Below are 16,992 nucleotides of genomic sequence, written 5' to 3' on the forward strand. Positions count from 1 at the left end.
GCGAGGAAAAGGTTGATCACATGACGAGCTATGTACTGACGGTATCGTGCAAATCCACCCGTGGCATTGTCGCTGCCATATCGGGTTATCTGGCCGAGCAAGGCTGCAACATCGTCGACTCGTCGCAGTTCGACGACCTCGACACCGGCAAGTTCTTCATGCGCGTCAGCTTCATTTCGCAGGGCGGCGTAAGCCTCGACAAGCTGGTGGAGGGTTTCAAGCCGATCGCCGACAAGTTCGGCATGGTCAGCGAGATCCACGATTCCGCACATCGCATGAAGGTCCTGCTGATGGTGTCGCGCTTCGGCCACTGCCTGAACGATCTTCTCTACCGCTGGAAGATCGGCGCGCTGCCGATCGAGATCGTCGGCGTCGTCTCCAACCACTTCGACTACCAGAAGGTCGTCGTGAACCACGACATCCCCTTCCACCACATCAAGGTGACAAAGGAAAACAAGCCACAGGCCGAAGCACAGCTGTTGGACCTTGTCGAACAGACGGGCACCGAGCTCATCGTGCTGGCCCGCTACATGCAGGTGCTTTCCGACAGTCTCTGCAAGAAGATGTCGGGCAAGATCATCAACATCCACCATTCTTTCCTGCCATCCTTCAAGGGCGCTAACCCCTACAAGCAGGCCTATGAGCGGGGCGTGAAGCTGATCGGCGCCACTGCGCACTATGTGACCGCCGATCTCGACGAAGGCCCGATCATCGAGCAGGATGTTGCCCGCATCACGCATGCCCAGTCGGCAGACGACTATGTCTCGATCGGCCGTGACGTCGAGGCACAGGTGCTCGCCCGGGCGATCCACGCGCATATCCATCACCGCAACTTCATCAACGGCAACCGCACCGTCGTCTTCCCGGCAAGCCCCGGATCCTACGCTTCCGAGCGCATGGGCTGACACGTCTCGCATATCCGGCCCGCCCCGCAAGGCGGGCCGATTTGCGTTCGGGATGGACGAGCGATTTACCTTTGATAATGTCGGCTATGTGATTCTTCCGGGAGAACAGCCATGCCCGACACCGCTCTCCTCCAACGCACGGAGTTGCCGCGCCCCGACGTGTCGGAAGATCAGGCCGCTGTTGTCCTGAAGGAACATTACGGACTCGAAGGCACCATCAAGGAGCTCGGCAGTCAGCAGGACCGCAATTTCCGCATAGACACCGGCGAAGCCCGTTACGTCCTGAAGATCTGCCGTTCCGAATATGCAACGATCGAGCTGGCTGCACAGAACGCCGCCATGCGGCATCTCGCTGCCCAGCCGGACATGGCGCGCATCCCGCAACCCGTTCTCGCCTCGGGCGGTGAAGACATCCTGTTCGTGACCATCAACGACGAGGACTACCAGGTTCGCTTGCTCACCTATCTCGAAGGCGAGCCGCTGACCCGTCGCAAATATCTTGCCCCGTCGGTGGTCGCCGAACTCGGTGCGCTGACGGCACGCGTTGCCCAGGGCCTCAAGGATTTTTCCCATCCCGGTCTGGAACGACAACTGCAATGGGACCTCCGCCGGGCCGGCCCGGTCGCACTCCACCTCCTGAAGTCCGTGACCGATCAGGAGCGCCGCGACCGCATCGCCAAGGCGATGGTGGCCGCCGTCAAGCGCATCCAGCCCCTTGCCGGCAAGCTGCGGGTCCAGGCGATCCACCACGACATCACGGACGACAACGTGGTCGCCCGCCCGGATGAAACGGGCCGGTTGATGCCCGACGGCGTCATCGACTTCGGCGACGTGATCACCGGCTGGCTCATTGCCGATCTGGCCGTCACCTGCACGGCCCTCCTGCATCATGCGGATGGCGACCCCTTCTTCATTCTGCCGGCAGTGCGGGCCTTCCACAGCCGCAATCCGTTGAACGAAGCCGAGCTCAAGGCGCTCTGGCCGCTGATCGTCGCGCGCGCCGGTATCCTGGTCGCAAGCACGGAACAGCAACTCGCGATCGATCCGGACAACGAATACGTGAAGGGCAACGCCGCCCACGAACGCGAGATGTTCGAGGTTGCGACCTCCGTTCCCTTCACGCTGATGGAGACGGCAATTCTCGACCAGGTCGGCCAGAAGGCACCGCCCTTCGATACCGGCACGCTCGGCCGCCTGCTCCCGGATATCGACCCGGAAACGATCCACCTCACCGATCTCTCGGTCACCAGCCGCGACCTCGTGGAGGACAACTGGTCCGATCCCCAGATCGACTGGAAAGTCCTGGCGCGCGCGGCGGCCGACACCGGCGTCGCCTCGACCGCCTATGGCGAATATCGGCTGTCCTATACGCGCACGCTGTCGGAACGGTCGCCTGCGACCTTCGCGCTGCACATTGACATCTGCCTGCCCGCCACCACACCGGCGGTCGCGCCTTTCGCAGGCAGGATCGTCAAGGATGGGCACCACCTCATTCTGTCCTCCGAAGCGATCTCCTTGCACCTCGACGGCCTGGACTGCCCGCTGGATCAAGGCGCAGAGGTCGAGGCCGGCGAGCCGATCGGCGTGGTCGCAGGAGAAAGCGGCGCCGTCGGGGGACTGCGGCTGCAGCTCTGCCGCGACGCCGACCTGGTGCCGCCGCTCTTTGCCCGCCCCGCCCATGTCTCGACCTGGTCCTGGCTCTGCCCATCGCCGTCGGCCCTGATCGGTGCCGATCTGGATGCGCCGCCGCCTCAGAGCGCCGCATTGCTGGCCCGCCGCAGGAAGAGTTTCGCCAAGCCGCAGAAGAACTACTATGCCGATCCCCCGCAGATCGAGCGCGGCTGGAAGGAGCACATGTTCGATGTGACCGGCCGGTCCTACCTCGACATGGTCAACAACGTCACCATTCTCGGCCATGGCCACCCGAAACTCGCACGCGCTGCCGGCCGGCAATGGTCGCTGCTCAACACCAATTCGCGCTTTCACTATGCCGCCGTCGCGGAGTTTTCCGACCGGCTCGCCTCCCTCGCCCCGGAGGGGCTGGATACCGTCTTTCTCGTGAACAGTGGTTCGGAAGCGGTCGACCTCGCCTTGCGCCTCGCCTGGGCCAGGTCAGGTGCCCGTAACATCGTCAGCCTGCTTGAAGCATATCACGGCTGGACGGTGGCGAGCGATGCGGTCTCGACCTCGATCGCCGACAATCCCCGCGCTCTCGAAACGCGACCGGGCTGGGTCCATCCGGTCACCGCCCCGAACACCTATCGCGGCCCTTTTCGTGGTCCCGCATCCACGGCCGACTATGTGGCGAGCGTCGCGAAGGCCCTCGACGAGATCGAGCAGGCGGGTGAAGGCCTCGCGGGCTTCATTTGCGAGAGCGTCTACGGCAATGCCGGCGGCATTCCGCTGCCACCCGGCTATCTCGCCGAGGTTTACGGCATGGTCCGCGCCCGCGGCGGCGTCTGCATCGCCGACGAGGTGCAGGTTGGCTATGGCCGGCTTGGGCATCATTTCTGGGGCTTCGATCAGCAGGGCGTCGTGCCGGACATCATCACCATCGCCAAGGGAATGGGCAACGGCCAGCCGCTCGGCGCCGTGATCACCAGTCGCGAGATCGCCGATGCCCTGGAGAACGAGGGATACTTCTTCTCGTCCGCAGGGGGGAGCCCCGTCAGCTGCGTCGTGGGTATGACCGTGCTCGACATCATGCGCGACGAGGCTCTACAGGAAAACGCTCGCGACACAGGCGACTATCTGAAATCCCGGCTCGAGGCGCTTGGCCAGCGCTTCCCGTTGGTCGGGGCGGTCCACGGGATGGGCCTCTACCTCGGCCTGGAATTCGTCCGTGACCGAGAAACACTGGAGCCGGCGACGGAGGAAACCGCAGGGATCTGCGATCGCCTGCTTGATCTAGGCGTCATCATGCAGCCGACCGGCGACCATCTTAACGTTTTGAAAATAAAGCCGCCGCTCTGCCTGTCGCGTGAAAGCGCCGACTTCTTCGCCGAAATGCTGGAAAAGGTGCTTGCCGACGGCTGGTGAGTGCCGTCAACGCTTCGGACAGTTGCTTAATTCGTGATAACATTGCCGAGTCATCTCGCCGCAAGTCGTAAACGCTTCGCAAATTGCAATACCAAGCGCGTCAGAAACCGCCTTCACAGCCGCTTCGGAGAGTGCCTATCTTCTCCGCGAAAGCATCACTGCGCGAAGGATAAGCAATGGCCGGCATGCCTGATATGATTTCCACCCACTGGATCGTATGGGGCATCGTGCTGTTCCTGATGAAACACCTGCTGGCCGATTTCGTCCTGCAGTCCAGCTGGATCGCCGGGGGAAAGCAACAGCGTGAAGGGTGGCTCGCCCCTCTGACCGTTCATGTCTCTCTGCACGCCGCGCTGACGGGCCTGATCTTGTCGATTCTGGCGCCCGGATTGGTCTGGCTGGCCCTTGTCGATTTCGTCGTGCACTTCGCCATTGACCGGACAAAGGTCATCATAGAGCAGCGTTACGAATTCAAGGCTTCCCAGGCCCGCTACTGGTGGCTGTTCGGCACCGACCAGACACTGCACCACCTCACCCATCTCGGCTTCGCGGTGATCCTCGCGGCCAACAAATCGATGTGACAGCTAGGCCGACTGCTCGGCAGCCGCTTCCTTGAGGATCCAGTCACGAAACGCCACGAGAGGCGGATAGCTGGCGCGTTCCCGGGTATAGGCCAGGTAATAATGCTCCCGGCTCTCTATCTCGCGATTGACCGCGGGAACCAGATCGCCGCGTTCGAGCTCATCACGAAACAGGAATACGGGCAGAAGCGCGACGCCGAGGCCACCGATCGCGGCCTGGGATGCGGTGGCAAACTGGTCGAACAGCATGCCGTGAACGGTCTCGAACGAGACCCCGTTCGCCGATAGCCAGCGTTCCCAGGCATCAGGCCGCGTCGTCAGGTGCAGAAGCGGGACGCCGAGAATGTCGGCCGGCTCTTCGAGCTTGTGAGCCCGCTTGAATTCCGGGCTGCAGACCGGAATGGTCGTCTCCCCGCGCAGTAGAGTGAGTTCGGCACCCGGCCAGGCCGGCTCGCCAAAATGGATTGCCGCATCGATCGTGTCGAGCCGGAAGTCGAAAGGTGACAGGCGCGTGATCATGTTGATCGTAATGCCTGGATTGGCGGAAAGGAAGTTGTTCAGCCTCGGGGCGAGCCACCGCGCGCCGAAGGTCGGCAGGATCGCCAGGTTGAGCGTTCCGCCATGCGGATTGGCCCTAAGGTTGAGCGAGGCGCTCGAAATACGCCGGAGCGCTTCGCGGATCTCGCGGGCATAGCCATCGCCCGCGACCGTCAGGCGGATCGTCTGGCGTTCGCGCAGGAACAGCTCCACACCAAGCTGATCCTCGAGCGCCTTGATCTGCCGGCTGACGGCACTCTGGGTCAGATCGAGCTCGCGTGCCGCTGCCGTAATGCTGCCGGTTCGCGCCGCAGCCTCAAAGGCGGCCAGCAGCGACAGGGAGGGAAGGAAACGCCGGGCCGGCAGCATGTTATACCTCGACGGAATGAACTCTTGAGAAATTATCGTTGGAATGGGTTAGTTTCGTCTTCTAGATTTCGCAAGACTTTACGTTTCGGAATGACGCGCGAAAACGGCGTCCCTTCGTTGCCCCCTTCGCGGGGTGCGCCCCAGGGAGACCGGAAGGCCGCGCGACCCGCCGGACGAACGCGTCTTTTACGGCTACCCCCGGCCGCTCCTGAGGAAGACATCATGCTGAACGACAATCGCTCCCACGGCCTGTGGGAAAAGACCGCTCCCGCCGCTCCCGTGACACCGCCGCTTTCCGGTCGCGTCGATGCAGACGTCGTCATCGTCGGCGGCGGCTATACGGGTATCTCGGCGGCACTTCATCTGGCCGAAGCTGGCACCAGGGTCGTCGTTCTCGAGGCCACCGAGATCGGTTTCGGCGGCGCTGGCCGCAATGTCGGCCTGATCAACGGCGGCATGTGGGTTATGCCCTCCGAGATCCCCGGCGTTCTCGGACCGGTCTACGGCGAACGCGTCCTGGACCTGCTCGGCAACGCGCCGCTCCTGGTGCGCGCACTGGTCGAGAAACATGACATTGCCTGCGAGATCGAAAAGAACGGCACGCTGCATTGCGCCGTCGGCGAAGCCGGTCTCAAGGAAATCAAGGAACGTTGCAGCCAGTGGGCGGCGCGTGGCGCGGATGTCCGCATCCTGTCGGCCGAAGAAACGGCGAAGCGCATCGGCACCACTGCCTATGCCGGCTCGTTGCTCGACATGCGCGCCGGCACGCTCCAGCCGCTGGCTTACGTTCGGGGGCTCGCCAAGGCGGCAATCGCCGCGGGCGCGAAAATCCACACCGGCAGCGCTGCGGTTTCGACCGAGCGTGATGGAAGCCGCTGGGTGGTGAAGACGGCGGGCGGGTCGGTGTCGGCCGACTGGATCGTCGTGGCCTCCGAATACTATTCCACCGGCCCGTGGGAGGCCGTCCGCAAGGAGCAGGTTCTCCTGCCGTACTTCAACTTTGCGACCAAGCCGCTCCCGGCCGACCTGTTGAAGAAGATTTTGCCGGGACGCGAAGGCTGCTGGGACACCAAGGAGGTCCTGTCCTCGTTCCGCATGGACAAGGCCGGCCGCCTCGTGTTCGGCAGCTGCGGTGCGCTGCGCAACACCGGCCTGCCGATCCACCGCGCCTGGGCCAAGCGGGCCCTGAAGAAGCTCTTCCCCGAGCTCGGCGACGTGGAATTCGAGACCGAATGGTATGGCCGCATCGGCATGACCGACGATGCCATTCCGCGTTTCCACAAGTTCGGACCGAATGTCGTGGGCTTCTCGGGCTATAACGGCCGCGGCATTGCGCCGGGCACCGTTTTCGGTAAGACACTGGCCCGACATATTCTTGGCGAACTTGGCGAAGCGGATCTGCCGCTGCCCGTCCGGGACGTCGTCGAAGCCCCGCTTCGTAATCTGAAGGGCGCCTATTACGAGGCCGGCGCCCAGATCGCCCATTTCGCCGGCGCGCGCTTCTGAACCGGAAGCACGACACGCCAGACACCCCATAACGGAACACCCGATATCACTGGAAGGAACACCATGACCCTTGCCAACCTCAACTTCTCGGCCGAAGTGGCCGCCATCATGGGCCGCCTCGGCGTCCCGGCCGCCAGCCTTTCCGGCGGCACGCTCGCCGTACGCTCGCCGATCAACGGCGAGAAGATCGCCGCCGTCGCCGAGATCAGCGCCGCCGACACGAAGGCTGCCATCGAAGCCGCCCACAAGGCCTTCCTCGAATGGCGTCTGGTTCCGGCGCCGAAGCGTGGCGAACTGATCCGCCTTCTCGGCGAGGAACTGCGCGCCGCCAAGGACGACCTCGGCCGCCTGGTTTCGATCGAAGTTGGCAAGATCACCTCCGAGGGCCTCGGCGAGGTTCAGGAAATGATCGACATCTGCGACTTCGCCGTCGGCCTGTCGCGCCAGCTCTACGGCCTGACGATCGCCACCGAGCGCTCCGAGCACCGCATGATGGAAACCTGGCACCCGCTCGGCGTGACCGGTATCATCTCCGCCTTCAACTTCCCGGTCGCCGTATGGTCGTGGAACTCGGCGCTCGCATTGGTCTGCGGCAACTCCACGATCTGGAAGCCGTCGGAAAAGACCCCGCTCACCGCCATCGCCACCCAGGCTATCTTCGAGAAGGCCGTCAAGCGCTACGTCGCCGATGGCGGCAAGGCTCCGGCCAATCTCTCGACTCTGCTGATCGGCGGCCGTGATATCGGCGAAATCCTCGTCGACAACCCGAAGGTCCCGCTGATCTCGGCCACCGGCTCCACAGCCATGGGTCGCGCCGTCGGTCCGCGCGTCGCCAACCGCTTCGGTCGCTCGATCCTCGAACTCGGCGGCAACAACGCCGCGATCGTCTGCCCGACCGCCGACCTCGACCTGACGCTGCGCGGCGTCGCCTTCGCCGCCATGGGCACCGCCGGTCAGCGCTGCACTTCGCTGCGCCGCCTCTTTGTGCATGAGAGCGTCTACGACACCCTCGTGCCGCGCCTGATCAAGGCCTATGGTTCGGTCACGATCGGCAACCCGCTCGAAACCGGCACGCTGATCGGCCCGCTGGTCGACAAGGGTGCGTTCGACCGCATGCAGCATGCGCTGGAGGCAGCAAAGGCAGCCGGCGGCAAGGTTTCCGGCGGCGACCGCGTGAATGCAGGCGAAGCTTCGGACGCCTACTATGTCCGTCCCGCCCTCGTCGAAATGCCGAGCCAGACCGGCCCGGTTATCGAGGAAACCTTCGCGCCGATCCTGTACGTCATCAAGTACAAGGAATTCGATGACGCGCTGGCACTGAACAACGACGTTCCGCAGGGCCTGTCGTCCTCGATCTTCACCAACGACCTGCGCGAAGCGGAAGCCTTCGTGTCGGACCGCGGCTCGGATTGCGGCATTGCCAACGTCAACATCGGCCCGTCGGGTGCCGAAATCGGCGGCGCCTTCGGTGGCGAAAAGGAAACCGGCGGTGGCCGCGAATCCGGCTCCGACGCCTGGAAGGCTTACATGCGCCGCGCGACCAACACGATCAACTTCGGCAAGACGCTCCCGCTCGCCCAGGGCGTCAAGTTCGACGTGGGCTGATCGCCTTTCTATCGATGAATGAAGCCGCGCGGTTCGACGAACCGCGCGGTTTTCTTTTGGTCATGTCCGCTGACCTCTAAGACCAAGGTTCGATCCGTCGCTCTGGCCTTCGCCGGAGGAATCGGCGAAGGTGCGGCCGTGAAAGCAGCACCCGCTGGAGGGCGAATGGACATTCACGACCAGACCGCGGCTACGGCTTTCCTGAGCAGCGCCGCGAGCTATGGCGAGACGGGCGACGTCAAGATCATCGAGACGCACATCTCGCTGGTTTTCCTGATCGACGGTCGGGCCTTCAAGCTCAAACGCGCGGTCAAGTTGCCTTACGTGGATTTCTCGACCTATGACCTGCGCCTCCACTATTGCCTTCGTGAAGTCGAGCTGAACGGGCGTGCAACGCCGGATCTCTATCTCGGCATCCGCCGCATCACGCGCGAGGCCGACGGCAGCCTGGTTTTTGACGGAGAAGGCGAGCCGCTTGACGTCGTGGTCGAGATGACCCGCTTCGCCCAGCATGACCTGTTCGACCGGATGGCTGCCGAAGGCAAGCTGGACATCCCGCTGATGGAAGAGACCGCACGTATGATCGCGGCCGTCCATGCGACGGCGCCGGTTGTCCACGCCGGCAGCGGCTCGGCAAACATGGGCGACGTCCTCGACATCAACGAGGCAGGCTTTGCCACGAGTCACGTCTTTGCGGACGAAGACGTCGAAAGGCTCACCGGCGCGTTCCGTCGGGCCTGGCAAGAGCGCATCGCTCTGATGGATCGCCGCGAGGCAGGCGGCATGATACGCCTCTGCCATGGCGACCTGCACCTGCGAAACCTCTTCATGAGCCCCGCCGGGCCGCGCATGTTCGATTGCATCGACTTCAACGATCAGATCGCGACCGTCGACGTACTTTACGATCTGGCCTTTCTGCTCATGGATCTCTGGCATCGCGGCTTCCCGCCCTTCGCCAATGTCGTGATGAACCGTTATCTAGACATCACCGGAGATGACGGCGGCTTTGCCTTGCTGCCCTTCTTCATGGCCGTCAGGGCCGCGGTACGCGCGCATGTGACCGCGACCCAGATCGAAGAGTCCGGCAAACCCGACCAGGATCTCCTGGGAAGTGGGAAGGGCTATTTCGACTTCGCGGCCGAACTTCTGGGTAACGGTCAACCGAGGCTGGTGGCGATCGGTGGATTGAGCGGGTCAGGAAAATCCACGCTCGCGGACTCCCTCGCCCCGCTTATCGGCAAGGCGCCCGGAGCAAGGCTTCTCGAAAGCGACCGACTGCGCAAGGCGATGTTCCAGGTCGCCCCCGGCGAGCGCCTGCCGCTGGACGCATACCGGCCCGAGGTGTCGCGCAGGGTCTATGACGAAATGGCAGACCGCGCCCGGATCGTGGTCGCCGGCGGAGGCACAGCTCTCGTCGATGCCGTGTTCGACCGCCCTGAAGATCGCGCCATGATCGAGGCTGTCGCGGTCGAGCTCGGCATTCCCTTCACGGGTATATGGCTGGAAGCAGATCCAGCGACCCTGAAGGCCAGAGTGGCGGCCCGTCCCCAGGGGCAATCCGATGCAACAACCGACGTCCTTGAACGTCAACTCGCCAAAGACCTTGGTGAGATCACCTGGAGCCGGCTTGCGTCCACCAGCTCCCTCGAAGCCTTGAGGGAGGCAGCGCTGCGGCTGATCGGCTCACCAGCGGTGGCAGACCGCTGAGCGACGGAAGAGAACGAAGCATCACTCCTTGGCTCCGAGGCCTCGGACATCCTGGCCGGAGCCTACCGAAGTCCGCCACCCCGGCTCACTTGAACCGGACCGGCAGGGACAGATAATTCGGAACGCCAGCCGGTGGCGCCGGCAGTGGCGAGGAACGCCGGACCATGGCCGCCGCGACCTGATCGAGCGAGGCATCGCCGGACGAACTCCTCGCCGACACCGAAAGGACATTGCCTGACTTGTCGAAGGTGATGTGCAGCTGAACCATCGACGTCTCCGCGATGGTCCTCGACAGGGACTTGGCACGGCGCGCGATATGCGCCCGCACCCGGTCCCGCCACTTGGCCGGCGACACATTGCTGCCGCTGCCGCTGGTCGTCTGCTGTGCAGCGGTCCGATTGGACTGCTTGACTTCGGCCTTGGCTTGCAGTGCGGCCTTAGAAGCCGGCGGCGCCGGGGCCTTGGGTTTCGACGCCTTCTTCTTCTCCGGCTGTTTCTTGGGCTTTTCCTCGACCGGCTTCGGCAGAGGCGGTCGCATGACCGGGATCGGCACGGCGACATTCTCGAGCTGGGCCATCACCAGCTGCTCGATCGGATCGAGCTCCTCAACCGGTTCCGGCAAAGGCTCAGGCAACGGCCGTGGCTCGATCACCGGTTCAGGAAGGGCTTCCGCCACCTCTTCCACCGGAGGCTCCGGCAGGGGCTGAGGCATGGGCTCGGGTGGCGTCTCCTTGACCGGCACCGGAGCAGGCTCGTGTGAGGCGGTCTTGATTTCCTCGGCATCGACCGTGTCGGGAACGATCTGCTCCTCCTCGACGGCTGCGGCTTCGGGTTCGGGCGCAAGTTCGATCATGATCGCAGCCGGCGGCGCCGCGTCGGCCAGCTCGATTTCGGGCTGCTGAAGCAACAGTGCGACGGCGCCCGCATGGACGGCTGCAACGCAAAGGGCAGCGCTCGTCCAGAGCAGCAGCTCCCCGCCGGTCCGGAAACGCGACTTCTGGGAAAGATGAACGCTCATTGCACCGCCCCTTCGCTCGAGGCCGGGGAATTGGCCGAAGACGGGGCAGAAGGCAGTGTCTCCAGACCGACCAGCGCGATCTTCAGGTAACCGGCATCCCGCAACAAGTTCATCACCTCCATGAAGGCGCCGTAGTCTACGGCCTTGTCGGCGCGCAGGAAGATGCGGGCTTCCTTGTTGCCCTTGGTCAAGCTGTCGAGATCGGCTGCAAGCGCTTCCCGTGCCACCGTCTCGTTGCCGAGCGACAGGCTCATGTCTTCCTTCAGAGTCACATAGACCGGCTCTTCCGGCCGCTCGGCAGGCTTTGCGGTGGAAGCCGGCAGGTCGACGCTGACATCGACGGTCGCGAGCGGCGCCGCGACCATGAAGATGATCAGCAGCACCAGCATGACGTCGATGAAGGGCGTGACGTTGATCTCGTGGTTTTCCGCGAGTTCGTCGCCTGAGTGGTTTTCGCGAATGCCGCCGGCCATGGTGGGTTACTCCGCAGCGATCGGCTGAAGGACGCCCTGCGCGTCGCGCGGCACCCGGCGATAGTCGAGGTCGCGGCTCACCAGCCGCTCGATACCGGCGGCGGCATCGGCCAGCAGTTGGCGATAGCCGGTCACGGAGCGGGCGAAGACATTGTAGATGATGACCGCCGGAATGGCGGCGACCAGGCCGATCGCGGTCGCCAGCAGGGCTTCGGCGATGCCCGGTGCCACGACGGCGAGATTGGTCGTCTGCGATTCCGATATGCCGATGAACGAATTCATGATGCCCCAGACGGTACCGAACAGGCCGACGAAGGGAGCCGTCGAACCGATCGTGGCCAGCACGCCCGTACCCTTGGAAATCTGCCGTCCGGCGCGCACCTCGATCCGGGCGAGTCCCGACGCGACACGCTCCTTCACACCGTCTCCGCCGGCATGGTCGATCGCGGCGTCTGACAGGCGGATCTCCTCGCTCGCGGCGCGGATCATCGCGGCGACCACGCCACCGCGTCCCTCCATGTGCGAAAGCGCATGCGCGAGCGTCGGCGCGGCGGCAATGGCCTTCAGCCCGCGGAACGCCCGGAACCTTGCACCGGTCAGCTGCAAGGTCTTGGCAAGCCAGACAGTCCAGGTGACGAGCGAGGCAAAGGCAAGAGCGATCATCACCGACTTGACCACCCAGTCGGCCGCCATGAACATGCCGAGCGGTGACAGGTTGTGCGGCAGGTCCTCGCGGGTGACGTCCGTGCTTTCGGGAGTGTCGATCTGAACCGCAGAATTGACGGCATCGGGCGCACTCGGCGCGACAGTGCCGACCGAAGACGGCTGTGCGGCCTGCGACCCGCCATCGCTTGTAGGCGGGGATTGAACCGGAGCCGCGGCTTCGGAGCCGGACGCTACCGCCGGAGATTGCGGCTGGACGACGATCGGATCGGCAGGCGCCGTCTGCAGAGCTGCAGGTGCAACCGGTGCCGCATCCTGCGCCAATGCCGCGCCGGATGTGAGGGCGAGAAGTCCGCCGAGGGCCAAGGCCACGGTCGAAGGTCCCGAATGACGAGGAAACATTGGGGAGCTCCTTTTACGGCAAAAAACATTGAGACACAGGACATTGACCGCACGGCGGCACGCCGACGATCCGCCCCATCGCTTCTTCGATAATAAACTTGAGTTTGATTGACAAGTAATAAGCCGACACTCCGCGAAAAAACTTGATTGGAATTCGCATCTTTTTTCGGGCGACTGCGCTTGCGGCTTCACAGCGCAGCATGCCTTGATCATTGTCAAAGCACTGCAATCGCGCGGTGGTTATCGTTGACAACATAGAGGTGCAACCAAGCCCTTCGCGCCAGACCGTCATTTAAGAACGCAACCAGGGAGAGTCTTCATGTCCAAAGTCGCTGAATCCATCGCATGGTTCGAAACCCTGGGGCGCCATGACGTTCCCCGCGTGGGCGGCAAGAACGCCTCGCTCGGAGAAATGGTGCAGACCCTCGCCGCGAAGGGCATTCGTGTGCCACCGGGCTTCGCGACGACTGCCGACGCCTACTGGCACTACGTCGGTGCCAACAGCCTCACAGATCGCATGACGGCCTTCATCGCGGACTGGGAAGCAGGCAAGGCGACCCTTGCCGAAACAGGTCAGGCGATCCGCAACATCTTCCTGAAGGGCGACTGGCCCGCCGAAATCGAGACTGCGATCCGCGCCGCCTATCGCGAACTGTCGAAACGGGCGGGCGTGGACGAGGTGGAGGTCGCCGTGCGGTCGAGCGCAACGGCAGAAGACCTGCCCGACGCGAGCTTCGCCGGCCAGCAGGAGACCTTCCTGAACATCAAGGGCGAAACCGCACTGATCGACGCCTGCCGCCGCTGCTACGCATCTCTCTTCACCGATCGCGCCATCAGCTACCGCAAGGCCAAGGGCTTCGACCACATGAAGGTGGCGCTTTCGATCGGCGTGCAGCAGATGGTGCGTTCGGATATCGGCGGGTCGGGCGTCATGTTCTCGATCGACACCGAGACGGGCTTCGACAAGGTCGTCCTCATCAACGCCGCCTGGGGGCTCGGCGAGAATGTCGTTCAGGGCGCAGTCGACCCCGACGAGTATCAGGTCTTCAAGCCCCTGCTGGGAGATCCCAAGCTGACGCCGATCATCGAGAAGAAGAAGGGCGCCAAGGACATCAAGATGATCTATGCGGTCGGGGAAAAGCCGACCCGCAACGTGCCGACCTCCAAGGCCGAACGCGCCGCCTGGGTCTTAAGTGATCCGGAAATCGTCGAACTCGCCCGCTGGGCCGCGACGATCGAAACGCATTACGGCTGCCCGATGGACATGGAATGGGCACGCGACGGCAAGACCGGAGATATGTACATCGTGCAGGCCCGTCCAGAGACGGTCCAGGCACGCCGCGGCGCCGGCGCCTTCAAGACTTATACAATCGGCAACAAGGGCAAGGTGCTGACCAAGGGCCTGTCGATCGGCGACGCGGTCGCCAGCGGTCAGGTCTGCCTGATCGAGACCGCCAGGGACATCGACCGGTTCATCGACGGCTCCATCCTGGTCACCCAGACCACCGACCCGGACTGGGTGCCGATCATGAAGCGTGCCGCTGCGATCGTGACAGATCATGGCGGGCGAACCTCGCATGCCGCGATCGTCAGCCGTGAACTGGGGCTCCCCGCAGTCGTCGGGACGGGCAATGCGACCGAAATCCTGCACACGGGCCAGGATGTGACGATCTCCTGCGCCGAAGGCGACGAAGGCTTCGTCTACGAAGGCATCGCCGACTACTCCGTGGAGGAACTGGACGTCACCGATCTCCCGGAAACCCGAACCAAGGTGATGTTGAACCTCGCCAACCCCGGTTCTGCCTTCCGTTGGTGGCGCATGCCGGCCGACGGCATCGGTCTTGCCCGCATGGAGTTTGTCGTATCGAACGCGATCCGCGTTCACCCGATGGCCCTTGTCCACTTCGACAAGCTCAAGGACGAGGAGGCCAGGGCGGAGATCGCAGCCCTCACCGCCGGCTACGACAGCAAGCCGGACTACTTCGTCGACAAGCTGGCGCGCGGATTGGCGCGCCTTGCCGCGGCCGTCCATCCGAAGCCGGTCATCATTCGCATGAGCGACTTCAAGACCAACGAATATGCGGGCCTCGTCGGCGGTGCGGAATTCGAGCCGGCGGAGGAAAACCCGATGATCGGCTTCCGCGGTGCCTCCCGTTACTACTCGCCTCGCTATCGCGAAGGCTTCGCGCTCGAATGCAAGGCAATCAAGCGCCTGCGAGACGAAATGGGTTTCACCAATGTCGTGGTGATGATCCCGTTCTGCCGTTCGGTCGGCGAGGCGGACAAGGTGCTTGGCGTCATGGCCGAAAACGGTCTCAAGCGCGGTGAAAACGGTCTTCAGGTCTACGTGATGTGCGAAATTCCCTCGAACGTGATCCTGGCGGCCAAGTTTGCCGACCGCTTCGACGGCTTCTCGATCGGCTCGAACGACCTTACACAGCTGACCCTCGGAGTCGATCGCGACTCCGGCGAACTCGCCGATCTCTTCGACGAACAGGACGAGGCGGTCAAATGGATGATCGAAAAGGTCATCTCCGAGGCCAACAAGGCCGGTGCCAAGATCGGTCTCTGCGGCCAGGCTCCGAGCGATCATCCGGAATTTGCCGAGTTCCTCGTGGAATGCGGCATCGACTCCATGTCGGTCAGCCCCGACAGTTTCATCGCCGTGAAACAGATCGTCGCGCAGGCCGAAAAAGCAAAAACGGGACGCGGCTGACCGCTATTGATTGAAAAACGGTGCGGGCAATTGCCCGCACCGTTTGATTCGAGTCAAAACATTCCGGCAAAAGCCTTGTATCGTGATATTGTTTGAATGCCCGCGGTGCGTGCATAACAACGGCCACGGGTTTCCTACGCAGACAGAGTAGCCTTTTCCAACGCCATAAGGCGAACGGGCTTTGACGCCCGCAATTTTCGGGAGGATGCCATGCGTTACATGAAATCATTCATCACTGCGACTGCCGTTTCACTTCTCATGCTGCCGGCCGCGGGCCATGCGGGTGGCACTGTGGAGGTTCTTCACTGGTGGACGTCCGGCGGCGAGGCAAAGGCCGTCGGCACGCTCAAGGAAGCCTTCGAAAAGCAGGGCGGGAAATGGGAGGATTCGCCGATCGCCGGCGGCGGCGGCGATGCAGCCATGACGGCCCTGCGCGCCCGTGTCATGGCCGGCAACCCGCCGGCGGCCGTCCAGCTGAAGGGCCCCGGCATTCAGGAATGGGCCGAACAGGGTGGGTTGGCCGACGTCGAAGACGTGGCCTCGGCGGAAAAATGGGACAGTGTGCTGCCGCCATCGCTCGCCGAAATCATGAAGTACCAGGGCAAGTATGTGGCAGCGCCGGTCAACATCCACCGCATCGACTGGATGTGGATCAATCCGGCGGTCCTGGCCAAGGTCGGCGCGGAGGTGCCGAAGACTTGGGACGAGTTCAATGCCGTCGCCGACAAGCTGAAGGCCGCAGGCATCACGCCGCTCGCCCATGGCGGGCAACCCTGGCAGGACGCCACCGTCTTTGAAACCATCGTGCTCAGCATGGGAGCGGATTTCTATCGCAAGGCCCTCATCGAACTCGACGAACAGGCACTGACTGGCGAGACGATGATCAAGGTCTTCGACCAGCTTCGCAAACTGCGCGGTTATGTCGATCCCGGCTTTTCTGGCCGCGACTGGAACCTCGCCACCGCGATGGTCATGAACGGCGAGGCTGGCTTCCAGATCATGGGCGACTGGGCCAAGGGCGAATTCCTCGCAGCCGGCAAGGTGCCGGGCAAGGACTTCCTCTGCGCCCCGACCCCGGGCAACGGCTACAGCTTCAACACCGACAGCTTCGCCTTCTTCAAGGTCGAAGGCGCCGACCGTGTTGAGGGCCAGAAGGTGCTGGCCAGCCTGATCATGTCGCCCCAGTTCCAGGAGACCTTCAATCTGGCCAAGGGCTCGATCCCGGCAAGAACCGACATCAAACTCGACAAGTTCGACAGCTGCGCGCTCAAGTCCCACGAAGACCTGACTGCGGCCGTGAAGAACAACACCTTCGTGCCGTCAATGGCGCACGAGATGGCCGTGCCCCGGACCGTGCGCGGGGAGTTCCTCGATGTGGTCACCAACTTCTTCAACTCGGACATGAGCTCGGCCGACGCGGCCAAGGCTCTCGCCGCGGCTGTGAAGCGGGCCCAATAGGCTGACGGACCAT

At 63.4% G+C, this 16,992-nt stretch carries 12 protein-coding genes; 8 read left to right on the forward strand and 4 right to left on the reverse strand.

What is annotated here, in order from left to right; all coding sequences use genetic code 11:
• The first annotated feature begins 20 nt into the window (after positions 1-20).
• From purU to HHL25_RS17740, 3 genes are all read left to right on the forward strand, one after another.
• Positions 21-905 carry a formyltetrahydrofolate deformylase gene (gene purU, locus HHL25_RS17730; RefSeq protein ID WP_169594119.1) on the forward strand — a complete coding sequence of 295 codons (885 nt, stop codon included), beginning with the start codon at positions 21-23 and terminating at the stop codon, positions 903-905.
• A 111-nt stretch (positions 906-1,016) separates the two neighbouring features.
• Complete coding sequence (locus HHL25_RS17735; RefSeq protein ID WP_169594121.1) at positions 1,017-3,944, forward strand: aminotransferase; 2,928 nt, start codon at positions 1,017-1,019, stop codon at positions 3,942-3,944.
• A gap of 176 nt (positions 3,945-4,120) precedes the next feature.
• The gene (locus HHL25_RS17740; protein ID WP_169594123.1) at positions 4,121-4,525 is read left to right on the forward strand and encodes a DUF3307 domain-containing protein; all 405 of its coding nucleotides are present in this window, start codon (positions 4,121-4,123) and stop codon (positions 4,523-4,525) included.
• A gap of 3 nt (positions 4,526-4,528) precedes the next feature.
• Here the strand turns inward: HHL25_RS17740 and HHL25_RS17745 are convergent, their stop codons facing one another.
• Positions 4,529-5,431, reverse strand: a complete 903-nt coding sequence (locus HHL25_RS17745; protein WP_169594124.1) for a LysR family transcriptional regulator — start codon at positions 5,429-5,431, stop codon at positions 4,529-4,531.
• A gap of 222 nt (positions 5,432-5,653) precedes the next feature.
• Between HHL25_RS17745 and HHL25_RS17750 the strand changes: the two genes are divergently transcribed.
• From HHL25_RS17750 to HHL25_RS17760, 3 genes are all read left to right on the forward strand, one after another.
• A complete protein-coding gene (locus HHL25_RS17750; RefSeq protein ID WP_169594126.1) occupies positions 5,654-6,937 on the forward strand; it encodes an NAD(P)/FAD-dependent oxidoreductase in 1,284 nt (427 codons plus the stop codon).
• Positions 6,938-7,000: 63 nt separating this feature from the next.
• The gene (amaB, locus tag HHL25_RS17755) at positions 7,001-8,542 is read left to right on the forward strand and encodes an L-piperidine-6-carboxylate dehydrogenase (protein ID WP_169594129.1); all 1,542 of its coding nucleotides are present in this window, start codon (positions 7,001-7,003) and stop codon (positions 8,540-8,542) included.
• Positions 8,543-8,707: 165 nt separating this feature from the next.
• A complete protein-coding gene (locus HHL25_RS17760; protein ID WP_169594131.1) occupies positions 8,708-10,249 on the forward strand; it encodes a bifunctional aminoglycoside phosphotransferase/ATP-binding protein in 1,542 nt (513 codons plus the stop codon).
• Between the two features lie 85 nt (positions 10,250-10,334).
• Here the strand turns inward: HHL25_RS17760 and HHL25_RS17765 are convergent, their stop codons facing one another.
• The 3 genes from HHL25_RS17765 to exbB are packed head-to-tail and all read right to left on the reverse strand — an operon-like array spanning position 10,335 to position 12,805.
• Positions 10,335-11,267 carry an energy transducer TonB family protein gene (locus HHL25_RS17765; RefSeq protein ID WP_169594132.1) on the reverse strand — a complete coding sequence of 311 codons (933 nt, stop codon included), beginning with the start codon at positions 11,265-11,267 and terminating at the stop codon, positions 10,335-10,337.
• Positions 11,264-11,740 carry a TonB system transport protein ExbD gene (gene exbD, locus HHL25_RS17770; protein WP_169594134.1) on the reverse strand — a complete coding sequence of 159 codons (477 nt, stop codon included), beginning with the start codon at positions 11,738-11,740 and terminating at the stop codon, positions 11,264-11,266. Before exbD ends, HHL25_RS17765 begins: the two co-directional genes overlap by 4 nt.
• A 6-nt stretch (positions 11,741-11,746) precedes the next feature.
• The gene (gene exbB, locus HHL25_RS17775) at positions 11,747-12,805 is read right to left on the reverse strand and encodes a tonB-system energizer ExbB (protein ID WP_169594141.1); all 1,059 of its coding nucleotides are present in this window, start codon (positions 12,803-12,805) and stop codon (positions 11,747-11,749) included.
• 319 nt (positions 12,806-13,124) lie between these two features.
• Here exbB and ppsA point away from each other — a divergent pair, with 319 nt between their 5' ends.
• Positions 13,125-15,521, forward strand: a complete 2,397-nt coding sequence (ppsA, locus tag HHL25_RS17780; protein ID WP_169594143.1) for a phosphoenolpyruvate synthase — start codon at positions 13,125-13,127, stop codon at positions 15,519-15,521.
• Between the two features lie 219 nt (positions 15,522-15,740).
• Positions 15,741-16,979 (forward strand): ABC transporter substrate-binding protein, encoded by a 1,239-nt coding sequence (locus HHL25_RS17785; protein WP_205927912.1) that lies wholly within the window; start codon positions 15,741-15,743, stop codon positions 16,977-16,979.
• Positions 16,980-16,992: the final 13 nt, after the last annotated feature.

Source organism: Rhizobium terricola, assembly GCF_012927355.1.
In the GTDB taxonomy this organism is placed as follows: Bacteria; Pseudomonadota; Alphaproteobacteria; order Rhizobiales; family Rhizobiaceae; genus Allorhizobium; species Allorhizobium terricola.